Annotated in this window: 22 protein-coding genes; 15 read left to right on the top strand and 7 right to left on the bottom strand. The window is 55.7% G+C overall.

Going from position 1 to position 25168, the window contains the following annotated elements:
* The first annotated feature begins 45 nt into the window (after positions 1 to 45).
* Genes ACZ5ER_RS04485 through ACZ5ER_RS04495 form a run of 3 tightly spaced genes read left to right on the top strand, consistent with a single transcriptional unit; the run spans position 46 to position 2147 of the window.
* On the top strand, positions 46 to 1077 hold the full coding sequence (locus ACZ5ER_RS04485) for a polyprenyl synthetase family protein (RefSeq protein WP_464934880.1): 1032 nt from the start codon (positions 46 to 48) through the stop codon (positions 1075 to 1077).
* Entirely contained in the window at positions 1077 to 1691 is a 615-nt protein-coding gene (locus ACZ5ER_RS04490; RefSeq protein WP_464934881.1) for a DUF3267 domain-containing protein, read from the top strand. Before ACZ5ER_RS04485 ends, ACZ5ER_RS04490 begins: the two co-directional genes overlap by 1 nt.
* 36 nt (positions 1692 to 1727) lie before the next feature.
* On the top strand, positions 1728 to 2147 hold the full coding sequence (locus ACZ5ER_RS04495; RefSeq protein WP_464934882.1) for a hypothetical protein: 420 nt from the start codon (positions 1728 to 1730) through the stop codon (positions 2145 to 2147).
* 19 nt (positions 2148 to 2166) lie between these two features.
* Here the strand turns inward: ACZ5ER_RS04495 and ACZ5ER_RS04500 are convergent, their stop codons facing one another.
* The 5 genes from ACZ5ER_RS04500 to ACZ5ER_RS04520 form a co-directional block, all read right to left on the bottom strand.
* Positions 2167 to 2970, bottom strand: coding sequence for a class I SAM-dependent methyltransferase (locus ACZ5ER_RS04500; RefSeq protein ID WP_464934884.1), 804 nt, complete (start codon positions 2968 to 2970; stop codon positions 2167 to 2169).
* Positions 2971 to 3090: 120 nt separating this feature from the next.
* Positions 3091 to 5994 (bottom strand): leucine--tRNA ligase, encoded by a 2904-nt coding sequence (gene leuS / locus ACZ5ER_RS04505; protein WP_464934885.1) that lies wholly within the window; start codon positions 5992 to 5994, stop codon positions 3091 to 3093.
* A 373-nt stretch (positions 5995 to 6367) separates the two neighbouring features.
* Entirely contained in the window at positions 6368 to 8083 is a 1716-nt protein-coding gene (locus ACZ5ER_RS04510) for an MGH1-like glycoside hydrolase domain-containing protein (RefSeq protein WP_464934886.1), read from the bottom strand.
* A gap of 431 nt (positions 8084 to 8514) precedes the next feature.
* Positions 8515 to 9585, bottom strand: coding sequence for a M24 family metallopeptidase (locus tag ACZ5ER_RS04515; RefSeq protein WP_050002806.1), 1071 nt, complete (start codon positions 9583 to 9585; stop codon positions 8515 to 8517).
* Between the two features lie 25 nt (positions 9586 to 9610).
* Entirely contained in the window at positions 9611 to 10258 is a 648-nt protein-coding gene (locus ACZ5ER_RS04520) for a phosphatase PAP2 family protein (protein WP_464934887.1), read from the bottom strand.
* A gap of 119 nt (positions 10259 to 10377) precedes the next feature.
* Between ACZ5ER_RS04520 and ACZ5ER_RS04525 the strand changes: the two genes are divergently transcribed.
* The 12 genes from ACZ5ER_RS04525 to asd all read left to right on the top strand — a co-directional run bounded on the left by ACZ5ER_RS04525 (position 10378) and on the right by asd (position 22270).
* Positions 10378 to 10962 (top strand): 50S ribosomal protein L15e, encoded by a 585-nt coding sequence (locus ACZ5ER_RS04525; protein WP_050002808.1) that lies wholly within the window; start codon positions 10378 to 10380, stop codon positions 10960 to 10962.
* Positions 10963 to 11177: 215 nt separating this feature from the next.
* Positions 11178 to 12059 carry a hypothetical protein gene (locus tag ACZ5ER_RS04530; RefSeq protein WP_464934888.1) on the top strand — a complete coding sequence of 294 codons (882 nt, stop codon included), beginning with the start codon at positions 11178 to 11180 and terminating at the stop codon, positions 12057 to 12059.
* Complete coding sequence (locus tag ACZ5ER_RS04535) at positions 12044 to 13483, top strand: hypothetical protein (protein WP_464934889.1); 1440 nt, start codon at positions 12044 to 12046, stop codon at positions 13481 to 13483. Before ACZ5ER_RS04530 ends, ACZ5ER_RS04535 begins: the two co-directional genes overlap by 16 nt.
* Before the next feature lie 354 nt (positions 13484 to 13837).
* Positions 13838 to 14299 carry an RNA-binding protein gene (locus tag ACZ5ER_RS04540; protein WP_464935100.1) on the top strand — a complete coding sequence of 154 codons (462 nt, stop codon included), beginning with the start codon at positions 13838 to 13840 and terminating at the stop codon, positions 14297 to 14299.
* Positions 14296 to 14955 (top strand): Ribonuclease P protein component 3, encoded by a 660-nt coding sequence (locus ACZ5ER_RS04545; RefSeq protein ID WP_050002812.1) that lies wholly within the window; start codon positions 14296 to 14298, stop codon positions 14953 to 14955. Before ACZ5ER_RS04540 ends, ACZ5ER_RS04545 begins: the two co-directional genes overlap by 4 nt.
* 223 nt (positions 14956 to 15178) lie before the next feature.
* On the top strand, positions 15179 to 16276 hold the full coding sequence (locus ACZ5ER_RS04550; RefSeq protein WP_050002813.1) for a cystathionine gamma-synthase family protein: 1098 nt from the start codon (positions 15179 to 15181) through the stop codon (positions 16274 to 16276).
* Positions 16276 to 17334, top strand: a complete 1059-nt coding sequence (locus tag ACZ5ER_RS04555) for a methylenetetrahydrofolate reductase C-terminal domain-containing protein (protein ID WP_464934890.1) — start codon at positions 16276 to 16278, stop codon at positions 17332 to 17334. Before ACZ5ER_RS04550 ends, ACZ5ER_RS04555 begins: the two co-directional genes overlap by 1 nt.
* On the top strand, positions 17331 to 18260 hold the full coding sequence (locus ACZ5ER_RS04560; protein ID WP_050002815.1) for a uroporphyrinogen decarboxylase/cobalamine-independent methonine synthase family protein: 930 nt from the start codon (positions 17331 to 17333) through the stop codon (positions 18258 to 18260). The genes ACZ5ER_RS04555 and ACZ5ER_RS04560 overlap by 4 nt, the downstream gene beginning before the upstream one ends.
* 1 nt (position 18261) lies before the next feature.
* Entirely contained in the window at positions 18262 to 19272 is a 1011-nt protein-coding gene (locus tag ACZ5ER_RS04565; RefSeq protein ID WP_050002816.1) for a methionine synthase, read from the top strand.
* A complete protein-coding gene (locus tag ACZ5ER_RS04570) occupies positions 19272 to 20339 on the top strand; it encodes an aspartate kinase (protein ID WP_464934891.1) in 1068 nt (355 codons plus the stop codon). The genes ACZ5ER_RS04565 and ACZ5ER_RS04570 overlap by 1 nt, the downstream gene beginning before the upstream one ends.
* A complete protein-coding gene (locus ACZ5ER_RS04575; RefSeq protein WP_464934892.1) occupies positions 20339 to 21214 on the top strand; it encodes a homoserine kinase in 876 nt (291 codons plus the stop codon). Before ACZ5ER_RS04570 ends, ACZ5ER_RS04575 begins: the two co-directional genes overlap by 1 nt.
* Before the next feature lie 9 nt (positions 21215 to 21223).
* On the top strand, positions 21224 to 22270 hold the full coding sequence (gene asd / locus ACZ5ER_RS04580) for an aspartate-semialdehyde dehydrogenase (protein ID WP_464935101.1): 1047 nt from the start codon (positions 21224 to 21226) through the stop codon (positions 22268 to 22270).
* On the opposite strand, the gene ACZ5ER_RS04585 is transcribed toward asd, so the two are convergent.
* Positions 22246 to 23571 carry a TrpB-like pyridoxal phosphate-dependent enzyme gene (locus tag ACZ5ER_RS04585; protein WP_464934893.1) on the bottom strand — a complete coding sequence of 442 codons (1326 nt, stop codon included), beginning with the start codon at positions 23569 to 23571 and terminating at the stop codon, positions 22246 to 22248. The genes asd and ACZ5ER_RS04585 overlap by 25 nt on opposite strands.
* 248 nt (positions 23572 to 23819) lie before the next feature.
* Positions 23820 to 25166 (bottom strand): hypothetical protein, encoded by a 1347-nt coding sequence (locus ACZ5ER_RS04590; RefSeq protein WP_464934894.1) that lies wholly within the window; start codon positions 25164 to 25166, stop codon positions 23820 to 23822.
* Between the last annotated feature and the right edge of the window lie 2 nt (positions 25167 to 25168).

Consider the following 25168-nt stretch of genomic DNA (forward strand, 5'->3'; position numbering starts at 1 on the left):
CCACTTTTTCCCTTTGGTTGCTTTCATCGCTCACGGGGTGATAAGATGGGCAAGTACGATGAGCTGTTTGCACGGGTTAAAGCCAAGGCCAAGGACGTTGATGCCGTTATCTTTGAACTTATCCCTGAGAAGGAGCCGAAGACGCTCTACGAGGCGGCGAGGCACTACCCTCTCGCCGGCGGAAAGCGCGTCAGGCCTTTTGTTGTTCTCCGCGCGGCCGAGGCCGTCGGCGGCGACCCAGAGAAAGCCCTCTATCCGGCTGCCGCGGTCGAGTTCATCCACAACTATTCGCTGGTTCACGACGACATCATGGACATGGACGAGCTCAGGCGCGGAAGGCCCACCGTCCACAAGCTATGGGGCGTCAACATGGCAATTCTGGCCGGCGACCTGCTCTTCAGTAAGGCCTTCGAGGCGGTAGCCAGGGCAGAAGTAAGCCCAGAGAAGAAGGCGAGAATCCTAGATGTCCTCGTGAAGACCTCCAACGAGCTCTGCGAGGGACAGGCCCTTGACATAGAGTTCGAGACGAGGGAAGAAGTCACCGTTGAGGAATACCTCAAGATGATCAGCGGGAAGACGGGCGCCCTCTTCGACGGCTCGGCAACGATAGGTGCAATAGTCGGGACTGACAATGAGGAGTACATTCAGGCTCTCTCGAAGTGGGGAAGGAACGTTGGGATTGCCTTCCAGATATGGGACGACGTGCTCGATTTGATAGCCGACGAGGAGAAGCTTGGAAAGCCCGTCGGGAGCGACATAAGGAAGGGCAAGAAGACGCTCATAGTCAGCCACTTCTTCCAGCACGCGAGCGAGGAGGACAAGGCCGAGTTCCTAAAGGTCTTCGGCAAGTACGCGGGCGATGCTAAGGGTGACGCTCTCATTCACGACGAGAAAGTCAAGGAGGAAGTCGAGAGGGCCATCGAACTCCTCAGGAAGTACGGCAGCATAGACTACGCGGCCAACTACGCAAAGAACCTCGTGAGGGAGGCCAACGAGGCCCTGAAAGTCCTCCCCGAGAGCGAGGCGAGGAAAGACCTTGAACTCCTCGCCGAGTTCCTCGTCGAGAGGGAGTTCTAATGGGAGAGTTCCGGCTCTCCGATTATTCCTCTGACTTCCTTACCTTCTCTCTTCTGCTCCTCATAGGTTCTGCCTTTACGGTTCCATGGGTTGAAGTTTCGGTAGGCTCGCTCTGGGATTTTGTCTACTACCTCGTCCTTCCCTGGGTCGTCGTAATACCTTTCCACGAGGGCCTTCACGCGCTCGTTGCCAGGCTCTTCAGTGCGAGGGTGAGGTTCGGCGTCACGACCTTTGGAAAGCTCATCGTCGCGCCCTACACCGTGGTTGAAACACCTCTAACTGCGAGACGCTCTATTGCAGTTACCCTTGCGCCGCTTTCCTTATCTCTCATATTGCTCGCCCTCGCGTGGCTACTCCGCTCCGACTTCTGGGCCCTCGTTTACATCTTCAACACCGTGGGAATGGCAGGGGACTTCATCGTTACCCTCGCGCTCCTCGGACTTCCCCCAGATGCTGAGGTCTTTGACCGCGGTGATACGCTCGTTTCTAACTCGGGCACGCTGAAGCCCTATCCTCGATGGTTTTCAAAGGCCCTCAAGGTTGTCTTCCTTGCGGTACTGCTCGTAGTCATCGCCCGCGCCCGGGTCGAGGTCGTTGTCGAGAACAGTCCGTAGATACTTTTAAATAGGTGGACATTCATACTTCGCTTGGTGGGGAATATGCGCGACGTCTTAAAAGTTACTGAATTGTCCTTTTTGATAGTGCTCCTGTCGTTTTTGGCAGGCTTCCTCCTCGGGATTGATGCTAGGGGGCTCCTTCCGCTTGCACTCTACTTAACAGGACTCCTGCTGGGCTCACTGTTTGTTGCATTCGTTGCCTTTAGGCTCGGCGTTAAGCCGAGAGAACTCGCAAAGACTTCTCTAATTGCGGTTCCAGTCGTTCTCGCTGCCCTGCTGGTACTGATAAGGTTCGTGGCTTCCTTCATTGAAGCGCCTGCATCGGGCCCCACCGATGGCGACGGGTTTATGATAGTGCTGCTCTTCCTCCTGCTACCGGCTATTCTTCTCGGCCTACTTGGAAGTCTTTTCGAGCTATCCCTGTGGGGGCGGGACGGCAACCTCTCGGCCTGATGTTTCTGGTTTTCTCTTTTCAGCGCTTTGCAATCAGCCATCCAACCGGCGGGTGATCTGCTCCGGCCTTCCACTTTCCATAGGCTTTTTCCCACCTTCTCAAAAGCTCGGCGCGCTTTTCCTCGTCTTCTACCCTCTCTACGTACTCGCGAGGAATATATGCGAGGTAGTGAGGCAACTTAGGCTCGAAGGTCCCGCTCTTGATTACTCTCCCTCCAGCCTGCTCAACGAGTTCGATGAGCTTTTCAAGCGTCGGGTAGTGGAGGTCGTCCTTCTCGCCGAACAGCGCCTCAAAGATTTCCTCGCGCAGGTTGTAGAGTTCGAGGTGCGCCCTCTGTCGCTCGTTGTTCGCCACAGGGAGGCTCTCCGCGATAAATACTAGCTCCGAGACTCGGAGCATCTCCGAGATGACCTTCACCATGGTTTCTTCACTCTTTAAGCTCCTGACCCCATGGACGAGAACCGCCAAGTCGAAGGCTCTGAACGGGAACGGAAGCTCCCTTGCATCAACCTTGAGCGGGATTATCCTGTGCTTTAAGCCTGCTGAAGCTGTTATCTCCTCGAAGAAGCTCCAGCGGGAGCGGTCAATCGTGACTACCCTCCCGGTTTCTCCGACCAAATACGCCAGAGGTACTGTGGTTAGCGCGTGGGCACCGCAGCCAACTTCGAGGACGTTCATTCCCTCCCTGATGGGAGCGAACCTGAGGACGCGGAGGCGTTCGAGCATCTCCGTGTGAAGCCAGTCGGGTGGTAAAGGTGGCTCGTTCCGGGGTGGGATTTTTGAAAGGACGCCTTTCTTGAAAGTTTCTTCGCTAACGGGCATGGAAAACACCAAAAATGGTTAAAGGCCTTCTATTTAAGGCGTTTTCGGAGAAAAGGTCTTATAAGTCGAGGACGAATTGATAGCTGGACTGAATTTTTAAAATGAAAAGAGAATAGTCCCTCACTCCACAAACACAGCGGGCTTCAGCGGCATCGCCTGCTTCTTCTTTCCTCCCCTGTCCTCCTCGGGGTTGATTATCAGCTCGACGCCGAGCTCCTTCTCTATGAAGTCCTTGGCCTCCCTCAGCGCCTTTTCCTCGTCTATTCTCTTGACCTCGAAGGCCCTCTCCTTGATGAGCCTCTGTATCAGCTTGCTTATCTCCTTGCCGTGCTTCCTCATCTCCGGGTCCTTCATGAGCTCCGCCATCGCCGACTTGAAGTCCCTCTTCTCGGCAACGACCTCAACGACCTTCCACTTCCACTCGGGGGCTGTGTAGACGTAAACCCTGCTCGGGTTCTCTATCTTCGCAACGCGGATTATCTCCTTGACGTCCTCGATGAAGGCCTTGACGAACTCTTCCTCCGCTTCAACAGTCTCGTCCCACCACTCGGGGACTGGCTCTGGCCACTTCGCCAGGCTCACGAAGCCCTCTCCTCCAAGCTTCTCCCAGAGCTCCTCGCTGATGTGCGGTGTGAACGGTGCCATCAGCCTGACCCAGACGTCGGCGAGTTTTCTAAGGACGAAGCGCTTTGCCTCGTCGTCCCTGCCCTCGGTTCTGCGCATGTACCAGCGCAGGTCGTTGAGAACCGTGTAGAACGCCCACTGGACGGCAGTCCTCGTCCTGAACTCCTCAAGGGCCTTGGTGGTTCCCTCGATGGCCTTGTTAAGGCGGTGGAGCATCCAGCGGTCAATGGCTTTGAGCTCGACGCCCTCTTTGGCTTCATAGCTTGAGAACTCGCTTATCAGCTCGTAGAAGCGCTCGACCTGTCTGCGGAGCTTTCCGACCTCCTTCCTGCGCCAGTCGAAGTCGCTGTCGTGCTCGGCAAGGCCCATTATGTAGAGCCTCACAACATCTGCCCCATTCTCCTCTATGGCATCTATGAAGTTCAGCACGTTGCCCTTGCTCTTGCTCATCTTCTGGCCCTCGAGCGTTCCGAAGCCGTTCACAGCTATGCCCTTCGGCCAGTGCTCCCTCTTGAATATGGCCGTGTGGTTGAATATGAAGAACGTCAGGTGGTTCGGAATGAGGTCTTTAGCTGAACAGCGCCAATCGAGCGGGTACCAGTACTCGAACTCCTCCTTCATCTCGTGGATTATCTCGGCTGGAATTCCAGTCTTCTCGGCAAGCTCCTTCTCCTTCTCCTCGCTGAAGTCCTCGCGGAAGATGTAGTCGAAGAACTCCCTCGTGAGCTTCTCGGGATCGAGTCTGCCCTCCTCGCGGAGCTTGTTTATGTGCCTGCTTATCGTGTAGTAGGCCATGTAGATTGTCGAGTCGCTCAGGCTCTCGATTACCCACTCCGGGTCCCAGGGCAGGGGCGTTCCGAGGCCGACCTTTCTGGCACAGGCCTTCTTGTCGAGCCAGTCTATAACGGCCTCGAACTGCGCGCGCCTGCTCTCAGGGTAAATCGTCATGCTGGCGAGCGCTTCCCTCGCCTTCTCCTTCCACTCGGGGTTCCCGTAGTCTATGAACCACTGGTCGTGGATTATCTTGATGACGGCCTGGTTGCCGAAGCGCGAGATGACGGGCTTCTCCGCGAACTCGTACATTATCTCCGCTATTCCCTTTTCCTGGAGCTCCTTTGCAATGAGCTCTTTGACCTCCTGGACGGGCTTGCCTTTGTAGGGCTCAATCTTGAATACTCCCTTGTGGTACTCGGCCTTGTAGATGTTCTTTGTGGCCTCTTCGAGCTTCTCCTTGTCCCTCTGGCTCTTCACGCCGAGTTTCTCAGCCTCCTCAACAGCTGGAAACTCGCCGTAGCCCTCAAGCTCTATCAGCGAGATGTAAGTGATGTCCTCTAAGACGCGCGGGTCGATGTCGAACTTGAGGAGCAGTTCGGTTTCCTTCTTCAGGTCTTCGAGGGCTATGTGGTCAAAGGGAGCATGCGCTGGAACACTCATGACTACTCCCGTCGCGTTGTCCGGGTCAATGAACTCTGCAGGAAGGATAATGACCTCGTCGCCCGTTACTGGGTTCTTAACGTACTTGCCGATGAGCTTCTCGCCCTTGAACTCCTCTATGACCTCAATCTCCCTGTCCTGGAAGGAGAGCTTGTAAGCGGCCTCCTTGCTGATTATCCATGTCTCAACTTTATCGCCGCGCTTGACCTTTGCCTTGACGTACGTGGCGTTTGGATTCAGCCACATGTTGGTTACGCCGTAAACCGTCTCGGGCCTGAGCGTCGCGGCCGGGAGGTAGATTTTCTCGCCGTTCTCCTCCAGGATGAACTTGATTATCACGTATTCGAGAATCTGGACGTCCTCACCCTCCATTATGTCGTGGTCGCCGAGGGGGGTTCCAACAACGGGGTCCCAGCGGACGCGGTGGGCACCCTTAACGACCAGCCCCATGTCCTTTAGCGTCCAGAACTGCCACTCCACGAACTTGCTGAAGGGCGGGAAGAGTGAGGTGGTGTGGAACTCGCGCGTCCAGTCAACGGAGAAGCCTGCCCTGATGAAGGTCTCCTTCGCGGCCTTCATGAAGTACTTGACGATTTCCTTCGGGTCCTCGAACTTCCAGAGAATATCCTCGGGAACCTTGTAGACGTCGCGGTAGATGTGTATGGTCTTCGGGTCGCGGTTCTTTATGCGCTCTGCTATGCCCACTATTGGAGCTCCCGTGATGTGCCACGCCATTGGAAACAGCACGTTGTAGCCCTGCATCCTCTTGAAGCGCGCTATGACGTCGGGAATCGTGTAGGTCCTCGCGTGGCCGACGTGGAGGTGTCCCGAAAGGTAGGGAAACGCTACCGTTATGTAGAATTTCTTCTCCTTGGGCTTCGCGTTTCTGTCGGGCTCGAAAACCCTCTCCTCAAGCCAGCGCTTCTGCCACTTCTCCTCAATGGCCTTGAAGTTAAGCTCAGCCATGGCCATACCTCCTCAGAATTTTTTCAAAAGAGCATGAGCGATACTCCAGAATAGGGGAGTCTTTCAGGAAATCAGGCGCTTTGCAACCAGCGGTGGAGAAGACACTCCCCCCTCATTGGCATCGGAGCGAGTAGGGTTTTTGATATTTAAATCTTTTGGAATCCTGGCTGGGCGGAGCGGGCTGCATCGGGGCATGTTGAGGTAAAGTATAAAGAAGAAGCAGAAGAAATCCAAAAACAGAGGCCGAGCCTAAAAGGTGGGCTCTTCCACGGGGTTCAGCTTCAACCTCTTCTCCCGCGCGACTGTGCCGTAGAAGCGGGCGCTCTCCCTGGGGATTCTCCGGAAGTTCGCCCCTACTTCCACCAGCCCGAACTTAGGCTCGAACCCGCTGTTCTCTGAATTTTACCTTTCTTCCACCTCCCAGTACCCTCAGCATCGCGAGCGCACCGGCGGCGCTCCACGCCTGCGGGCAGTTTGCGTACGGAACTGGCACCGGTTCGCTGAAGCCTGCAAAAAGCTCGGGTATCTTTCCGAGCGCCCGGAAGGCCTTCACCTGCGCCCTGGCGAGCGCCTTGGCCTCCCCCACCTTTCCTGCCCTGAGGAGGCCGAGGCATATAATGGCGTTGTCGTGGGGCCACACGCTCCCGTTGTGGTAGCTCATCGGGTTGTAGGCCCTCTCCTCCGTGCCGAGCGTCCGCACCCCAAGGCCAGAAAACAGGTTCGGCCTGAACAGCCTCTCCGCGGTCTCGTCTATGCGGTCTGCTATCCCGGTTATGAGGACGTGTCCCATGTTTGAGGAGGCGACCCCTATGGCCCTGCCCCTCCCGTCTATGGCGAGTGCGTAGTATTCACCCGTCCAGAAGTCCCTGTTGAACCTCTCCCTCAGCTCCCTGGCCGTCTTCAGGAGCATCTCCCCATCAAGGTCGGTGAGCTCAAGCTCCCCCGCGAGCCTGAGCGCCCAGTATGCGTAGGCCTGCACCTCCACGAGCGCGATTGGGTGGACTGCCTGCTCCCCGCTCTCGTCCGGTATGCTCCCCTTCCAGTCCTTCCAGCCCTGGTTCTCAAGGAGGCCCCTCCCGTAGCGTATGTAGCCTTCCCCCTCCCCAAGCCTGCGGAGTATCCAGCCAACCGCCGAGGTCAGGCTCTCCCTGAGCGTGCGTACTGTCCCCCTGTCCCCTGTCCTTGTCAGGTACTCGCCGGCCAGGGCTACGTAGAGGGGGGTGGAGTCAACGCTCCCGTAATAGGGGGAGAACGGGATTCTGCCGGCCTGGCACAGCTCCCCGAACCTGTACTCGTGGGGTATCTTTCCGGGCTCCTCCTCGCTCCTCTCGTCCCATTTCCTTCCCTGGAGTCTGGTCAGGGTCAGGAGGACGCCGCGCGCAAGCTCTGGGAATACATCGAGGAGGAATAACGAAGTCCACAGGCTGTCCCTGCCGAAGATGGCGGCGAAGTACGGGATTCCGGCAAGCGGAAAGAGGTTCCCGTCCACCCTCACGAGGAGGCGCTCAAGGTCTCTCGCCGCCATGCCCCCGATGTAGGGTTCTGCCCTTGGAACGAGGAAGTCGAGCTTTATACCAGCCGGGAGCGGAGGGGCTATGGGGTAGCCGCCCTCGACCGAAGGTGTTGCCCGCAGGAAGCATGTCTCGGTGCTCCTCGGCGCGACGGCTATCTTTCCGCTCTTCTCCTCTATCTTCAGCCGCCGCACCCTGCCGTCGGCCCCCTTCCAGACTAGGGTGTTGCCCTCCTGGAGCGGGTGCCTCTCGACTCTCCCCCAGTCAGCTTCAAGGATGTCCTCAAAAGGCGTGGAGTAGCTGAACGCTACGTCCAGTTCAACCGGGGAATGGGTGGGGTTGAAGACGAGCACCCCCTCATGGTAGCCGTTTCCGGTTGTTATTCTCCTGATGACGTAGCACTTTCCGGCCCGGTAAACTGCGGTTATGCCCTCCCCTCCTGACACGTCAAGGAGCTTTGCCCCCTCAATGGAAACCCCGACGCCCCGCAGAAAAATTGTATCGTAGGCTATGTAGTCCGCTTCCCCCGAAATTTCGTTTAGAATCGCGATTTCGTGGCTATAAGAAGCCGTGAGCACGCCGTTTCACCCGTAGTGTGTATCTTGGGGAGTATAAAAGGTTTTTCGGCACCATGGCCGTCGTGAGGCTGTTAAACAGCATGCTCACGGCTTCTTAAGTAGGTGCAGAAAGGCACTGATGCGATACCAAAACAGCCGTTTTCAGGCTTTAAGGGATAAAAAAATAAAGAAATCCCTCATCTCTTCCTGTCCATGCACGAGCCCAGCCCGCACAGGAGCAGTATCGGGACGTCCTCAAGACCGATTTTGCCCTCGATGATCTTTTTCCTGACGACCTCTCTGAGACTCACCATTGCTCTCACCTCTCCGGCGGGGAGGGCTATCGCTTCTTAAATTTTTGTGACTGAAAACAAGTATCAATGGATACAAAAGTGCATTGAGAAATGGAGAATGTGTTGAGTAGTGCATTCGGCCGCTTCCTGGCCACTGGTTCAAAGCACTATTAGCTCCCGCTCCGCCTTTGTTAGCCTCTTTCCCCTACCACTCAATACAACAACGTCGTCCTCTATCCTGACACCTCCGAGACTGGGGACGTAGATGCCGGGCTCTATTGTGAAAGTCATGCCGTTTTCGAGGACTGTCTCCTCGGTGGGGCCGATGTACGGCTCCTCGTGGACGTCCAGGCCAAGACCGTGCCCGGTTCTGTGGGTGAAGTATTTGCCGTAGCCGGCCCTTGCTATCGTGTCCCGCGCGGCCCTGTCAACTTCCTTTGCCTTTACTCCTTCCCTTACGGTCTGAAACGCGTTTTCCTGAGCCTCCCAGACAACCTCGTAAATCTTGATGAGCTTTTCATCTGGCTGTCCGAGGGCTATCGTCCTCGTTATGTCCGAGCAGTAGCCCTTCCATTTTGCACCGTAGTCGAGCACCACCATGTCTCCTTTCCGTAGTTTTCTGTCCCCCGGCTCGTGGTGGGGATTGGCACCGTTCTCACCGGAAGCGACTATCGGCTCGAAGGAGATTCCGTCCGAGCGTTCCCTTATAGCGAGCTCTATCTTTAGGGCGAGCTCTCTCTCAGTCATCCCAACCAAATCCCAGCTCAGGATTTCGTTGAAAACCTCGTCTACGACCTTTGCCGCCCTCTCCATGAGCCTGATTTCATCGTCGTCTTTTCGCATTCTCAGTTCCTTCATAACGATGCTGAGGGGATAAGGCCTCATTCTGACAGTTCTGCTGATTTCTATGAGCCAGTCTGCGCGCATTGTGTTCTCAATCAGGAGTTTTCCATCGCTCAGGCTCAGGTCGTGCATAATCGTTGCGAGCTTTGCATAGGGGTTCTCCCCGTCGCGCCAGAACGTAACAGGAACGTCCTCAATAACGTTCTCGTAGAGGCTCGGTGCGAGGATGTGGAAGTCCCCTTTCGGGTTTACTGCGAGAATGGTCGGCCTCTCGCCTGCTTCGTGGATTCTAATGCCAGTCAGATAGTAAAAGTTCGAGCCGGGACTTATAAGCGCCCCATCGAAGTCTCTCTCTTTCATTACTTTTGCGAACTTCTCGATCCGCATACGACCACCTTTTAGTTATTTCTCTTCAGGCCTTAAACAATTTTCTGCCATCTTTCTCAATCTCTACCGCGGCAAGTGCCACGAGAAGGCCTGCCACTGCGTCCCATACCCAGTGCTCCCCAAGGAAAACCGTCGAGGGTGGGACGAGCGCAAGAAAGATTGCCAGGGGTATTGCGTCCTTTCTTTTTGTCTCCAGAACCGAAAACAGGCCTATGAACGCCAGTGTGCAGTGGGGCGACGGGAAGACGAACTCCGGTCTTGCCGTCCAGTCGTTGGGCGCGTAGCGTTCCGGGAGGACGTAGACGACATGGGGGGCGTGGACGTGGAATATCAGGAAGGATATTGCCAGTATCCCGAAGCCGAGTGCGAACCTGGTGGCGAGCCGTCTGGCTTTCTCCTGCTGGGTGAGGACAAAATAGAGCGCCAGCAACCAGAAGCTGCCTGCAAAGCCCGCCCTGTAAATCGCCCTCATGAAGGCGTGGAATGCCCTGTGTGAGACCGTCCAGCTGACGAGGGAGTACTCGAAGTGGTATGACGTCAGCGGGAGCTTGAGGAAGTGCGGGAGTATATCAACGCTCCAGCGACCTATGTACGGGTAAACCAGGGCGTAGGCGTACCAGGAGATATAAACGATAATGAACGGGACGAGGCGTCTGAGTTTTTCTCTGACCATCATATCCAGTTAATCCGCAACCCTTAAAAACTAACCCTCGAAACTCGACCGACTGGGCGGGTTCGCCCGCGGGATGTTCCGCTCTGCGGAGAACCACAAACAGGGAAGAGGTGAAAGAGATGGGAATGTACAAGTACATTAGGGAAGCCTGGAAGAGCCCCAAGAAGAGCTACGTGGGAGAGCTCCTCAAGAAGAGGATGGTTAAGTGGAGGAGAGAGCCCGTTGTCGTTCGCGTTGAGAGGCCGACGAGGCTTGACCGCGCCCGTTCGCTCGGCTACCAGGCCAAGCAGGGCTACGTCATCGTTCGCGTTAGGGTTAGAAGAGGGGGAAGGAAGAGGCCCCGCTGGAAGGGCGGAAGGAAGCCGAGCAAGATGGGTATGGTCAAGTACTCGCCGAAGAAGAGCCTCCAGTGGATAGCCGAGGAGAAGGCCGCGAGAAAGTTCCCGAACCTCGAGGTTCTCAACTCCTACTGGGTTGGCGAGGACGGAATGTACAAGTGGTTTGAGGTCATAATGGTCGACCCGCACCACCCGGTCATAAAGAGCGACCCGAAGATAGCCTGGATTGCCCTCAAGCCCCACAAGGGTAGGGTCTTCCGCGGACTCACCAGCGCCGGCAGGAAGAGCCGCGGCCTGAGGAACAAGGGTAAGGGTGCCGAAAAGGTCAGGCCCAGCGTGAGGGCCAACAAGGGTAAGGGCAAGTGATTTTCCATCTTCTTTCTGTTATTGTCAATCTTCGATTGCTGATTAATGTATTGGGCATCTTTGGGAGGTGTGCTATTTGTGGGATTTTATCATAAGTAATATTATGGCCAAACTAACCAGAGTAACAAGATAAAATTTTATTAGTACTAATAATAGTGTAAATAACCAATAAGTTTAAATAGTCACAATTAAGAACTATAAATTGAGGTGATATTATGGTAACATATGGACTGTGGTATTTTAAGCCACAAAATGGTAGTTATGAAGCGTTTTCCTCTGCAGGGACACCATCTCAGTTGGAAGATAGAGGCTTCACCTATGTAGTAGCATTACACTCTTCTGCAAAAGATGAAAATGGGAACTTGCTCTATGGTAATATCCCGTATAGTGGATATTCTTACAATGATGGATATCGAGATGGAGCATCCCTTGGAAGATGGGTAGATTCAATATTGAGGGGAATTGATTATCTAGTTGTGATTCCGGTTCTCATTGACGAGAGTAAGGTCCGGGGAGTTAGAGGAGTCCAATATTGGAAAGGATGGGTTGATGGAGTATACAATAACACGAGTGGCTACCAAGTGGGGTTCTATTGGTATCTTGAATATCCCTGGCAGGTTAGTGATGGGATTGTTTATGAAGAGGATATTCAAGAAATCTCCGATTATATTAAAAACAAATGGCAACAATTCATTTGGATACCATATGTTCATGATAAACTGAATCTTGATAACACTAACATAAAATTATTGGCAGAGTACTTTACATTTGTTTTTGTTCAGCCTCATTATTATCAGAGATGGAAGGAATATTACAATGGAACTTTGAAAGGATCTCCCAGTGATTATCCATATTTAAAGAACGGTATTGATGCACTAGTTGAGATCTTGAATTGGATATGGAGTATTCCTAATGGATATATAGAAATGGAAGTTGATGGAGACATCAACTTATATCCAGAATTAATAAATAAAGCATGTGATTACCTCGAAGCTCAAAGAAGAGCTACTGGATTTATATGGTCTCAAAGAGCATACTACTACAATGCTAACATAAGTAATATTAATGAAGTGAGGGACCAATGTCCAGAGTGGTAGATTCTAAAAAGTTACTTGTTTTGTTTCTATTCCTACTCATCGGGTCTATCCCAGCATTGGGTAAGGGTGACGACCTGAAAATTCTGGATGCCTATTCTACTGAGGACAGGATTGCTTTTTTGGTCTTTAATGGGACCTCTGAGGAGCTCTACAGTATAGTTTACAATGGTCACTCCTTCGAAGCCGAACGGCTTAACTTTACCTTAAGTCGCTATCAAGTGCGACACTGGAACGGCGAATACTGGATTCTCCAGAGAGGGGAACGAGGGACTGTCGAGCTTTACACGTATCGCGAAGGCAGGCTCAAGCTTATTAAAACTTTCACTGGAGGAAGTCTGTGTACTGATAACGATTTAGAAATTGAGTGGAATGGGAGGGAGTACTTCCTGACGTTTATAATGCAGGGCTCCAACGACGACCTTAATACTGGAGAATGTTATTTCATCTCTGAGAACTACCTCCTGAAGGGCGAAAATCTCATCCCATTGAACGTCTCCGGGCCGGCGACATGGATTCCAGCACTTAACGCTTGGCTCGTGGAAGGATCTCTTGCATACCTGGTCGATGAAAGCGGGAAGCTACTCGATAAGTACAACTTCAGCAAAACGGGCATATATTTGGTGGGCTTGGCAATTAATGGGAGCAAAACCTTGATTACCGTATCCGCGGATGAAGGGTGGGTTTGGGTATTTGCCATCGGGAACTCTTCATTGGTTCTACTCTACAACCAGAAATTTGGAGAAAGAGAACTGGGGGAAGGGCCGTATCCTCCCAAGGTGTGGATCGGAAAACCGGTACTTTTTGACAGAGATCCGCGTAATGATTCGGTTTCTATTGTCTGGTTATTTAACGGTACCGATTTCATTAAGATACATACATTTGGAGGTTATGCAACCCTCTATCCAGTAACGGCCCTCAATAGGAGTTATATCCTTTCTAGAAGCCCTGCCAACAGGGGAACCCGCGTTCTGCTCACTCTATTTGAATTCGAGAATTTTTCACTCGTTCCCCTCAGTTCCCTAAAAGTTAGAAATGACTACATTAGAGTGGTCAATACGGGGGAGCTAAAGGGATTCCCAGCGCTAAAAGTTAAGTCTGGAAGCATGCTTGTGGCCTCTGGGGAAAATTCAGTCTTTCTTTTTAATTCCACTGACATGGTGGATCTCACATCAGGAGAGGATATTGACCTTCCAAGTGCCCTTAAAAATCATGGGTACAAGTTATCATTTTGCTGTGGGGAGGTGGTGGTATTTAATGAAAACAGAGCATATTTCTTTAAAAATGGCAAATTCAGCGACATAACCCCGGAAATGCTTTCAGTGCTATCCCGAAATTCGGGTAGTAATGGATCTTCAACACCCTTTACTCTGATCACTCTTGCTGTTATAATTGTCTTGCTAGTTTCCCTGAGAAAAAGAAGATAACGTTGCACTTATTTAAGTGCAAAGGGTATGTGAATGTCCTCTCTTAGGAGTCCCTATCAGGATTTGTCATTATTCCGAACTTTCGAGCTTTGTCCTCTTGATTCCACTCTGTCGAAGGCTTTGTCTGAGCTTGTTATCTCCCTCTTTAGCTCTGTGAGTGTTAAGTTGGGGAGTTTCTTTACCGGCTCTTCGAGTTCCTTTAGGGGATCGTTTGGCTTGGGGATTACGAGAATACCTCCCCAACTCTGACGAGAGAGACTTCTTGAGAAGGCTCTCTTTCTTAGTAACTGGTGCCTGACAATTTTTGGGAGTTACCTTTTAAAGCGACCGTTCCAATTCTCCCCGGTGAGAGCGATGGGGAAGATAAAGGCGCACCACGTCAGGATTACCACGTTCATCCAGGCAACTGAAGATGAGGACAAGGTTCTTGAGGCGATAGGGACGTTCATTCCCGAGGAAATCGACGACGAGGACATTCACTTCGACATCCTTGAGACGGAGGGCTTTTTCGGGAACCCGATTAAGGTCGTTAACGTCGAGATAAAGAGGAGCAAAGCTGTGAGGGCTTTCCTCAGGCACTTCAAGGAGCTCCTTGACGAGGAAGCAAAGCGCTACATCCTTGAGAACCTTGAGGAGAAGGTTGGCGAAGAGGGGACGCTCTACGTCCGCTTCAACAAGCAGAAGGCGTACCTCGGCGAGCCCGAGATAGACGAGGGCGGCGACACGATTCAGGTCAAGATAAAGGTCAAGGCCTTTCCGATGAGGAAAGAGGCCGTCGTTAAGTCAGTCAGGGAGTGGCTGGAGGACGGGGAATGAGCGAGGAAGTCTCGTTTTCAAGGGACTACTTCATCGAGATGGACGTGAGAAGCGAGGAAGCCTACGAGCTGGCCAGCGAGTGGTTTGACGAGGTGGTCTTCACCAAAAAGCTCGTCCTCGACCGCGAGCCCGACTGGGACTCGCTCAAGGAGGAGCTCCGGGAGCTGAGGAAGGCCTACGGGAAGGTGGCCGTCCTGTTGGTCACCAAAAAGCCGAGCCTCGTGCGCGAGTTCAAGAGCAGAAACCTGAAGGCCCTGCTCTACGTTCAGGGCGGGGACATGAGGGTCAACAGGATGGCAATAGAGGCCAAGGCAGATGCCCTTATAAGCCCCTGGCTCGGCAGGAGGGACTACGGCTTCGACCACACTTTAGCGGGAATGGCCGGGAGAAGGGGCGTTGCCATAGGGTTTTCGCTCTCCCCGCTTTTGCGGGCTGGCCCGTATGAGCGGGCGCTGATGCTTCGCTTCATGGCAAAGGCCTGGGAGCTCGTCAGGAAGTACCGCGTGCCCCGGTTCATCACCAGCTCGGCGGAGAGCAAATGGGAAGTCCGCGGGCCGAGGGACTTGATGAGCCTTGGAATAAACATAGGAATGGAAATTCCGGAGGCCAGGGCGAGCCTGAACTTCCATCCGAGGAAGATTTTATCCGGGGTCTGAGCCGGGGCGGATTCTGCTTCTCATGCCTTCATCACCAAATTGCAATTTTGGCAGAAATTATTTCTAATTTTGGCATTTGTGTGTTAAAATCCAGTGGGAAAAGAAAGCTTGACTTGTCTTTTCTGTGACTTTTCAAAGTTGTATAACTATCAAGAATATTTAGTGTCTAAGAATATGTCAAAAAATATATAAATTGGGCCCCTTATTCTGTGTCGGTGATTGCATGAGACCCCTCCACGAGCCGGTCTACGTTACGGCGGTGTTCAGGCAGGCAGGTGAAACGGAGCTCTCAGACAGGGGCTTTGACCTGAAGTACAGCAGGGAAGAGAACCCCACCGTCAGGGTTCTCGAAAAGAGCGTCTCCCTGCTTGAGGGCGGGCGCGATGCCCTGGCTTTCAACAGCGGAATGGGGGCAATAAGCTGCCTCTACCTGTCCCAGCTTTCAGCGGGAAGCGAGGTCGTCGTCCCGATGGAGGCCTACGGCACGACGGTTCAGCTTGCGGAGGAGCTCGGCAAGTTCGGGGTTCGGGTCAAACTTGCCTATCCGAGTGCAGAGGCCATAGCCGAGGCGATTGGGGAGAACACGTCTCTCGTGCTCCTTGAAACGGTGACAAACCCTACGCTGAAGGTGATAGACGTCCCCGAAGTCATAAAGAGGGCGCGGGAAGTTGGGGCGAAGGTCGTCGTTGACAACACATTCTCGCCTACAGTCTTCCACCCGCTCAAGGCAGGCGCCGACGGGGTCGTCCACAGCCTCACGAAGTACATCGCCGGCCACAACGACGTCCTTGGAGGGGCGATAGTCCTCGGGAGCCTTGACGTCTCCGGACTCTGGCACTGGCGCAGGAGGCTGGGCTCAATAATCCAGCCATTGGATGCGTGGCTCGTCGTGAGGGGTATGAAGACCCTTGAAGTCCGCTTTGAGAGGCTGAGCAGAAACGCACTTGCAGTGGCCGAGTTCCTGAGCGAGCACCCCAGGGTGCGGGAGGTGCACTATCCCGGCCTTAAGGAAGACCCCCACCACGAAACCGCGCGGAGGCTCTTTGAGAGGCCCCTCTACGGTGGTGTGGTCTCTTTCAAGCACGCGGGCGGAAAGGGGGGTGCGGTGGGCTTTCTCCGCTCCCTGAGAAAGATATTCCCGTCCCCCTCACTTGGGGGCGTTGAAAGCATTGCTTCCTACCCCGTCATGAGCGCGGCCAAAACAATGCCCCCGGAGCGGAGGGAGCTTCTCGGAATCACAGACGACCTTGTGCGTCTATCAATCGGCATTGAAGATGTCGACGAGCTGATAGAAGACATTGACAGAGCGTTGGGGAGGTGATGGAGCTCAGGGTGTACACTTGTCCAAAGAAGCTCCTCAACGGCCCCTGCGGGGGAGTTGTTGAGGGGAGGTGCGAAGCAACCGGGGAACCCTGCCCTTGGAAGGGCGTAATCGAGCGCCTATCCCCGCTTGAGCAGGAGATGCTCTTTGACGAGCACCCCCTCCTGGCCCAGCTGGAGAGGCTGGTTGACTCCGACCCAGGGCCCGCGGACTCGTCCCTCTGGGAGAAGGTCACCCGCGGCAAGGTGCTCACGGTGGAGTTCCCGGTCAGGGCAGTACGCTCGGAGGGGGACATACGCAGGCTCGCCGCCGCGGTGGAGGCCGACCTCTTTACCGTGCCCGACAACCCGCTCGGCTACCCGCACTTCGACCCGGTGGCCTTCGGCACCCGCCTGAAGGACGTTGCCCCCTGCCTCGGCGTGATGCCTCACATAACAGCCAAGGACAGGAACCTGTCGGCGCTGGCGTCGGAGCTCAGGACCGCCCATGTCTTCGGCTTCGAGGCGGTTCTGCTCACGACGGGCGACTGGCCAGGCCTTTCAATGCCCAGCAGGCCGGTCTTTGACCTGGACTCGGCCAACCTGATCAGGCTTGCAAGGATAGTCTTTGCCGGTGTGCTTCCCCCAGGGGAGCGCGTTCCGGTGGGGGGCCGTCCGATAGTCGCGGGGGCGATGAACCCGCACTACCGGCCGAGGGTCGAGGCGAGGAGGCTCCTCAGGAAGCTAATCGCGGGTGTGGAGGTCTTCTTCACCCAGGTGGTCGCGAGGAAGGAAAGCGTCTGGGCGGTCTCAGAGGTGCTTGAAAAAGTCAGAAGGGTCTACGAATCTGACGTTCCGGTCGTCGTCTCCCTAGTCTACCCCCTGCGGCAGGATATGAAGCCCTTCCTCGAAAGAATGGGCATTCCAACGGGAGACGACACGTTTGAGGGGCTCCTTGAGGAGGTCAAGGCGCTCGACGTGAAAGGGGGAATCAACCTGATTGTGGTTTCGAGGACCGCCGATGAGTGGGTCGAGCTCTGGGGCGAGGCAAGAGAACTGGTCAAGGAGGTGTTGGAATGATAGTCCCCGCTCTGATTGGTAGCCTTCCGAGGCCTGTTTCACTGGCAAAGAAGATAGAGCAGTACTCAATAGGCAGGCTTAGCGAGGAGAAGCTTGAGGAGGCCTACGTGGAGCACACAAGGCGTGCGTTTGTAAAGCTGAAGGATGCAGGCATAAAGGTAATCACCGACGGCCTCTACCGCTGGGACGACATATTCAACCCGCTGATAGGGTTCATAGACGGCGTTGAGGTCAACGGGCTCTTCAAGTTCTACGAGAACAACTTCTTCTACCGCTCCCCGGTGGTTAGGGGCGAGCTCTCGCTGAGGGAGAACCCGATTCCTGAGTGGCTCAACACGGCGCTTGGAATAAAAGAGGAGGTCTACCCTGAGGCCACCCTCAAGGCGGTTTTGCCCGGCCCAGTGACCCTGGCGTACCACTCCATAAACGAGGCCTACAAGAGCCTTGACGAGCTGGCCGAGGCCTACGCCGGAGTCCTGGCCGAGCTCATAAAGGAGCTGCCGGTCGGGCTCGTTGAACTCCAGGAGCCCGTCCTGGCGGCCGAGCTCTCAAGGGCCACGAGGGAGAAGAGCGATTCCGTGTCCAGAGAAACCGCGAAGAGGCTTATAGAAGACCTCTCCCGCAGGAAGGAGCTGTGGGTGGTTACCTACTTCGGAACCCCGCGCGTTCTGCCGGAGGGTGTAATCGTAAACTTTGACCTCGTTGAGGGCTCGGTTCCGGAGAGGTTCCAGGGACGGCCCGCCCTTGGAATAGTGGACGCGAGGAAGACGAAGATGGAGCGGCGTGACAGGCTCGTGGACAAGCTCAAACCGTTCCTCAGGAGGTATCGGGAGCTTTACGTCACTCCGAACACGCTCCTCGACTTCCTCCCGGAGAGCGTCGCATGGAGGAAGCTGAAGCTCCTTGGAAAGCTCGGAGGTGAGTGAGGTGGAACTTCCAATCCTTCCCACAAGCGTCATAGGGAGCTATCCAAAACCGAGGTGGCTCCTCAGGATATACAGCCTCTACGAGCTCGGCAGGCTCCAGGAGGAGGACTTCAGGGAGGCGATAAGGGACGCGAGCGTTGCCGTACTGAGGGAGCACGAGAGGGCCGGTATAGACATCCCCTGGGACGGTGAGATGGGCAGAAGCGAGATGACCGAGCACTTTACGGCCAGGATATCGGGCTTCAAGTTCTACGGCCCGGTGAGGGTCTGGGGCAACGCCTACTTCAACAAGGCGGCGGCCGTCTCAAAGCTTGAGTACAGCGAGCCCCTTGTGCTCGACGAGTTCCGCTGGATTAAGGCCAACACCACGAGGGAAGTCGTCAAAGTCCCGATAACCGGCCCGTACACGATAGCCGAGTGGAGCTTCAACGAGTACTATTCGAGCAAGGAAGAGCTGGCCTTTGAGCTCGCGGGGATACTCAACAAGGAATTCAAGCTCCTTGAGAGGGAGGGGGCGAAGTTCATTCAGCTCGACGAACCCGCGATGCTCAACCACCCCGACGAGGTTCCGATAGCGGTTGAGGCTATCAACAGGGCCGTGAAGGGCGTTAACATGAAGTTTGGACTCCACGTCTGCTACTCCAACTACAACCTCCTCGCCGACTACTTCGATGAGATTAACGTCTCCCAGTTTGCCCTTGAGTTCGCCAACAGGGGCTTCCGCGACATGGAGTTCCTGAGGAAGCTCACCCACGGGGAGCTTGGTTTCGGTGTCGTTGACGTGCACAACCCGCGCGTTGAGAGTCCCGAAGAGGTCGCGAGGGCAATCAGAAAGGTCATGGGGTACGTCGAGCCTGAGCGGCTGTACGTAAACCCAGACTGCGGACTGAAGCTCCTCGACAGGAGGATAGCGTACCAGAAGCTCGTGAACATGGTCAGGGGCGTTGAGATAGTCAGGCGGGAGCTTAAGAGGGCTGGGAGGGAAACAATCCCCTTCAGGAGGTCCGCCTGATGCTCTGCTCCGGAAAGAGGCTCGTGGTCAAGTTCGGTGGGAGCTCGGTGGCGGGTCATTTTGACTCGGCGGTCTCCTTCGCCGCCCGCCTGTGGAATGCGGGAGAGGTGGCCGTGGTCGTCTCCGCTCTGAAAGGGGTTACCGACGCCCTCATCAGGCTGGCAAAAACCGGAGAGGGCCTCGATGGGATAATCCAGAGGCACAGGGAATTCGCGAGGGCGCACGGCCTTGACCCCTCCATTTTTTCTCCCTTCTTCAGGGAGCTGAAGGAGGCCGTTAGGTCAAGGGGCTCGTTCCCCGGCGAGAGGGCCTTTCTCGACCACGTGCTATCATTCGGCGAGCTGCTCTCCGCGAGGGCCTTCGCAGAAGCCCTCTCCGCGAGGGGCGTGCCCGTTGTCATTTTCGCCCCGTGGGAGGTCATAGCTACGGACGGCAACTTCGGAAACGCCAGGGTCAGCCTGAGGGGGACCCTGTCCCGGAGCGCCCAGGTGAGGGAGGCCGTAGAGGAGGGGTTTGTGGCCGTGGTGCCGGGTTTCGTCGGTGGCTACCGCGGCTACAGGACTACCCTTGGGAGGAACGGAAGCGACTACACGGCCTCCGTCCTGGGGGAGGCGATAGGCGCGGACGCTGTTCTAATAATGGGCGATGTTGATGGAATCTACACCGCCGACCCCCGGAGGGTTCCCTTTGCCCGTCCAGTGCCGTTTGTCTCGAAGGAAAAGGTGAGGGTGGCCTCCGCCCTTGGAATGAGGGCACTGCACCCAGGCGCTACCGAGTTTGGAGTCCCCCTGCTTATCGGGAGAACCGAGGACTGGGTCTTCTCCACAATCGTGGGCACCTCCGACTCTGGGATGCCGATTATAACGTACACGGGAGATGACGGCCTTTTCAGGGTCTCGGTCGTTGGGGCGGATGCGGTTTACGGGTACAGCGGCGAGACCTTCGAGATTGACGGTGTAAGGGTCGTGTCCTTCTGGGTTGAGGGCCGCTCCCTTGGAGGCTTCCTGAACTCCCTCCACTGGAACCTGCTGGGTGCGAGGAGACCAGTGCCTCTGGAGGTGGTGTAATGCGCGTCCGCGTCCACGCGAGCATAGCGAACTTCGGGCCGGGGTTCGACGTGTTCGGCGTCGGTGTTGGGGCTCCCTATGACGAGCTCACCTTCAGGGAGTCCGACGAGTGGGAGGTGAGAGTTAATGGGTTCAGTGTCCCCTCAGATGGCAGAAACGTCGCGGTGGTCTCCGCGAAGGCCCTGGCTTCTCTCGTCGGGGAGGAGCTTGCGCTCAAACTGGAGCTCAGGAAGGGTGTACCTCCTGCCGGTGGCCTTGGAAGCTCCGGGGCCTCGTCCCTCGCGGGGGCCCTGGCGGCTGCCAGGACGCTGGGCGTCGAGGACGAGCGCCTTATCCTGAGGGCGGCAATGGAAGGCGAGAGGCACGCCGCGGGAAGCGCCCACGCCGACAACGTTGTTCCCGCCTACTACGGGGACTTCACGCTCATAACGTCAACCGCGCCCCTCCAAGTGATGAGGGTTCCCGTGGACTTCGACGTTGTCATCGTCCTCCCGCACCTCAAAATCCCCACCAGAAAGGCCAGAGAGGTTCTCCCGGGGAGCGTCCCGCTGGATACCGCCGTCAGGGCCATCTCACTCGCCAGCTCCCTCGTTCTGGCGCTTAGGGAGGGGGACCTTCCCGCCGTGGGCCGCCTCCTTGACGACCCGGTGGCGCTTCCGTACCGGAAGAGGCTCATGCCGTGGTACGACCGGGTTAGGGAAGCGGCCCTCGAAGCGGGGGCGTACGGGCTTTCGGTCTCGGGCTCAGGCCCCGCAGTGTTCGCGCTTGGGGAGGATCCGGAGGACATAGGTGAGGCCGTTGTGGGGGCTTTTGCGGAGATGGGTGTTGCTTCGGACGTCTACGTTACGAGGGCAGGTGTTGGAGCAGTGTGGTAGGTGATGCCCGTGAAGGTCGCCGTCCTTGGTGCGACGGGAATGGTTGGAAGAACGTTCGTGAGGCTCCTTGAAGGTCATCCCTGGTTCAGGGTCGAGAAACTCGTCGCGTCGGAGCGCTCTGCGGGGAGGCCCTACGGTGAGGTCGTTGAGGACTCCCCGGACGAGTTCAGGGGGCTCGAAATAGTCTCCCTTGGGGAGTTCCTTGAAGACCCCGGCGTTGACCTCGTCTTCAACGCCCTTCCCGCTTCCCTCTCGCGGGAGGTTGAAGAAAAGCTCGCGGAGGAAATCCCGGTCTTCACCAACGCGAGGGCACACCGCTACGATGAGGACGTGCCGATACTCGTCCCCGAGGTCAACCCCGACCACCTGGGGCTCGTTGAGGTTCAGCGCGAGAGGCGGGGCTGGGAGGGCTTCATAGTGACGAACCCAAACTGCTCCACCGCGGTTCTGACGGTCTCCCTCGCTCCACTTCGGGAGTTCGGGATACGAAGAGTCCACGTGGCCACGATGCAGGCGGTGAGCGGTGCCGGCTTCTCGGGCCTCCCCGCGCTGGCAGTTCACGACAACGTGATTCCATTCATAAGCGGTGAGGAGTGGAAGATTGAGAACGAGAGCAGAAAAATCCTCGGGCGGATAAAGGGTGGAAAGATAGAGCCGGCGCCCTTTGAAGTCTCCGCAATAGCGACGCGCGTTCCGGTTCTGCACGGCCACACTGAGGCGGTCTTTGTAGAGCTTGCTCGCGGGAGCGTAGAAGACGTGAGGGAAGCCTTTGAGTCGTTTGACCCTCTTGGGAGGCTCGGCCTTCCGAGCTACGAGAAGCCCCTTATCTACACGGAAGTGCCCCAGCCGAGGCTCCACAGGGATCGGGGCAGGGGGCTGACCGTTGCCGTGGGGCGGCTGGAGAAAAGCGGCCGGGTCTTCAAGTACGTTGTTACCGGTCACAACCTCGTCCGCGGGGCGGCGGGAGGCTCTCTGCTCAACGCGGAGCTGGCTGTGAAGCTTGGATACATTATGAGAAAAAAAGGAAAAGCTCAGCCTTCCAGCGCCGGAAAGTAGTCCGGCTCATAATCCTGGAGCCTTCCATCAAGGTAATCTTCGTAGCCCTTCAGGTCGAGCAGACCGTGACCGCTCAGGTTGAAAAGTACTACCTCCGCCTTTCCTTCCTCCTTCGCTTTCAACGCCCTGTCTATGGCAGCCTTTATGGCGTGTGAGCTCTCCGGGGCGGGGATTATTCCCTCCGTCTTCGCGAACAGCTCGGCAGCTTGGAAGACCTCGTTCTGGTGGTAAGCGACTGGCTTGACGATGCCATGATTTATCAGGACACTCAGCGTTGGAGCTAAACCGTGGTAGCGAAGCCCTCCAGCGTGAATCGGCGGAACATAGTAGGTGTGGCCGAGTGTGTGCATCTTCATCTTTGGAGTGTAACCGCCGGAGTCGCCGAAGTCGTACTTGTAAACCCCGCGCGTCATGCTTGGGGCGCCCCTCGGCTCGACCGCTATGAACTCGTACTCTTTTTTACCGCTCAGAACGTCCCTCACGAAGGGATATGCTAATCCCGCGAAGTTGCTTCCCCCTCCGACGCACCCGACTATAACGTCCGGCTCCTCGAACTCCTTCATCTGCTCCTGGGCTTCGAGGCCTATAACGGTCTGGTGCATGAGCACATGATTGAGAACGCTTCCGAGGGCGTAGCGGGCTTTTTCGTCCTTTAAAACGTCCTCAATGGCCTCGCTTATCACTATTCCAAGCCCACCGGGGTGGTTCGGGTCTTCTGCGAGGAACTTCCTCCCGATCTCCGTCCTGTCGCTTGGACTTGGATAGATTTCGGCTCCATAGAGGCGCATTATCGTCTTCCTGTAGGGTTTCTGCTGGTAGCTCGCGCGCGCCATGTAAACGCGGACTTTCAGACCGAGAAGCGCCCCGGCGAGGCTCAAAGCAGTCCCCCACTGGCCGGCTCCAGTTTCAGTTACGAGCCTTTCGATGCCCTGCTCTTTAGCGTAGTAGGCCTGGGCTAAGGCCGTGTTTATCTTGTGGCTCCCGGTTACGGTTGCCCCCTCGTACTTGAAGTAAATCCTCGCGGGCGTTCCGAGAACCTTCTCGAGGTTTGTCGCGCGGAAAAGTGGTGTCGGCCTTCCAATCTTGGCGTAGAGCTCCCTGACTTCCTTCGGAATCTCAATGTGCCTTTCCGTGCTCATCTCCTGCTTCACGAGCTCCTCAGCGAAAATTCTCAACAGCTTCTCCGGCTCCATCGGCTCGTCTGTCTCCGGGTCGAGGGGCGGTGCTAAAGGCTCCGGAAGGTCGGGCAGTATGTTGTACCACCTCTTTGGTATCTTAGAATCGGCTAGAACGGCTTTCATTCTACCACCTCCTCCGGTTTTAGGGTTTTGAGAAGTCCCAAAAGGCGAGGGAATAAGAGCGTGAGGACTAGGCCTGTGATGAGAGGACTTTCAGAACTGCCAAAAGCAACCCCTCCTCAGCTCAGCGCCAAAAACAATCCCGCCCAGAAGTTTTTGGACTAACACTCATCTCGAAGGGGAACCCGTCAAAGCCAAAAACAATCACTCCTGGCAATCATGGTGCATCGAAGTATGGGGATTGGACTGTCTTAAGTTCTTTTCGGTCGTTTTATTGATGATAAGACGAAGCTCACGTCTTTAGCTTCCCCTTTAACTGCCACGGCGACAAAGTATCCATCGCGTTCGAGGCAAATGGAAGTCGTTTCCTTGTTGGAAGTGTCGAGCAGGTAGCGGGCGTAGTCGCACTGTCCGCGAATTCCGTACACGAGAAGGGTCACGCTGACGTTCTTCTCACCCACAGATGTCAAAAACTCTTTTCCAGCGAGGGCCCAGAGCGCGGGTTCTCCGACAGGTTTCACGACAAAGCTCCCGTTGAGTTCCTTAATTACGGAGTTGAGCACCTCTTCAGGCGTCGGCTCGTGGACTTCGCGGGCGTTCTTCGTTCCACAGGGCGAAATCTTCTCCGCGGAGTTCTCAACTTTTCTGGTTTCCCCGCTTATAACGAGGATTTCCTTCCCCCTCAGGGAGACGTAGTGCGACTTTTCACCCCTCGTCCAGAGAGACCACCTGCAGTCCCCGCTTTCTCCCTCCGCCCTCTTGACGTATCCGGTTCCTTTGAGCTCGATTTCTATGGCCTTGTAGGTGTTCTTAACCCACTCGCCGGGCCAGTCAGATAGGTCGAGCTTTCCAACTCTGACGCTCCCGCTTGAGCTCCAGTTGAAGCGGTATCTCTCAAGGATTGGCGGCTCGCTGGCGTTCCAGAGGTAGTCGTCGTGCCAGCGGAGTGCAAACCTCTTGACGCCCCTGCAGGGGCCTCTTGCCGAGACTACCGCAAGACCGCCGCCGAGAATCCTTGTTTCGACCAGATATATGCATTCCTCGCCCTTGGCGAAGAGGGCGTCTCTCAGGATGTGGGAATACGTTCCGTAATCCTCCACAAGCTTGAGGTATCCCTCCGATTCGACGCGTTCCGTGGCCTCGCGGTAGGCATTGTCAGCCTTCTCCCGCGGTTCGTGGAGGGTAACAAAGTGGCCGATGAGGGGGAGCTCGACTATTGCCGACTTCCAAGCGACCCCATTGATGCTGATTGTTGAGCCTGCAAAGGGCTTGTTACATGAGTAAGCGAGCTCCCCACCGCTCAGTGGCCAGGTATTGCCCTCTCTCCCCCAACAACCAGTGACAAAGTGGAGACCAAACTCGACGTTCGGGCCCGTCACCGGGGGAGGTGTCAGTAGAATCACCAAAACGAACGAGACCGCAAAAAACGGCACGAGCATGCGGGGCCGTTTCGTGTAGTATCCCCGAAAGAGAATGGGTGGAACGAGGAAGGCGGAGATGAACAGAATGACGCCGATGAGGTGGTGGAGCTGAACCGCTATCCAGGCGAAAAACGATATGAGGGCTGAGGCCCCTACGGAGACGGCGAACTCCCTCATAC

It is taken from the genome of Thermococcus marinus (assembly GCF_055389025.1).

What these genes read in the sequence shown, in the direction of transcription:
- ACZ5ER_RS04485 (WP_464934880.1), top strand. Translation starts at nt 46, where the DNA reads ATGGGCAAGTACGATGAGCTGTTTGCACGGGTTAAAGCCAAGGCCAAG.
- ACZ5ER_RS04490 (WP_464934881.1), top strand. Translation starts at nt 1,077, where the DNA reads ATGGGAGAGTTCCGGCTCTCCGATTATTCCTCTGACTTCCTTACCTTC.
- ACZ5ER_RS04500 (WP_464934884.1), bottom strand. Translation starts at nt 2,970, where the DNA reads ATGCCCGTTAGCGAAGAAACTTTCAAGAAAGGCGTCCTTTCAAAAATC.
- leuS (WP_464934885.1), bottom strand. Translation starts at nt 5,994, where the DNA reads ATGGCTGAGCTTAACTTCAAGGCCATTGAGGAGAAGTGGCAGAAGCGC.
- ACZ5ER_RS04515 (WP_050002806.1), bottom strand. Translation starts at nt 9,585, where the DNA reads ATGCGGATCGAGAAGTTCGCAAAAGTAATGAAAGAGAGAGACTTCGAT.
- ACZ5ER_RS04520 (WP_464934887.1), bottom strand. Translation starts at nt 10,258, where the DNA reads ATGGTCAGAGAAAAACTCAGACGCCTCGTCCCGTTCATTATCGTTTAT.
- ACZ5ER_RS04525 (WP_050002808.1), top strand. Translation starts at nt 10,378, where the DNA reads ATGGGAATGTACAAGTACATTAGGGAAGCCTGGAAGAGCCCCAAGAAG.
- ACZ5ER_RS04530 (WP_464934888.1), top strand. Translation starts at nt 11,178, where the DNA reads ATGGTAACATATGGACTGTGGTATTTTAAGCCACAAAATGGTAGTTAT.
- ACZ5ER_RS04535 (WP_464934889.1), top strand. Translation starts at nt 12,044, where the DNA reads ATGTCCAGAGTGGTAGATTCTAAAAAGTTACTTGTTTTGTTTCTATTC.
- ACZ5ER_RS04540 (WP_464935100.1), top strand. Translation starts at nt 13,838, where the DNA reads ATGGGGAAGATAAAGGCGCACCACGTCAGGATTACCACGTTCATCCAG.
- ACZ5ER_RS04545 (WP_050002812.1), top strand. Translation starts at nt 14,296, where the DNA reads ATGAGCGAGGAAGTCTCGTTTTCAAGGGACTACTTCATCGAGATGGAC.
- ACZ5ER_RS04550 (WP_050002813.1), top strand. Translation starts at nt 15,179, where the DNA reads ATGAGACCCCTCCACGAGCCGGTCTACGTTACGGCGGTGTTCAGGCAG.
- ACZ5ER_RS04555 (WP_464934890.1), top strand. Translation starts at nt 16,276, where the DNA reads ATGGAGCTCAGGGTGTACACTTGTCCAAAGAAGCTCCTCAACGGCCCC.
- ACZ5ER_RS04560 (WP_050002815.1), top strand. Translation starts at nt 17,331, where the DNA reads ATGATAGTCCCCGCTCTGATTGGTAGCCTTCCGAGGCCTGTTTCACTG.
- ACZ5ER_RS04570 (WP_464934891.1), top strand. Translation starts at nt 19,272, where the DNA reads ATGCTCTGCTCCGGAAAGAGGCTCGTGGTCAAGTTCGGTGGGAGCTCG.
- ACZ5ER_RS04575 (WP_464934892.1), top strand. Translation starts at nt 20,339, where the DNA reads ATGCGCGTCCGCGTCCACGCGAGCATAGCGAACTTCGGGCCGGGGTTC.
- ACZ5ER_RS04585 (WP_464934893.1), bottom strand. Translation starts at nt 23,571, where the DNA reads ATGAAAGCCGTTCTAGCCGATTCTAAGATACCAAAGAGGTGGTACAAC.
- ACZ5ER_RS04590 (WP_464934894.1), bottom strand. Translation starts at nt 25,166, where the DNA reads ATGAGGGAGTTCGCCGTCTCCGTAGGGGCCTCAGCCCTCATATCGTTT.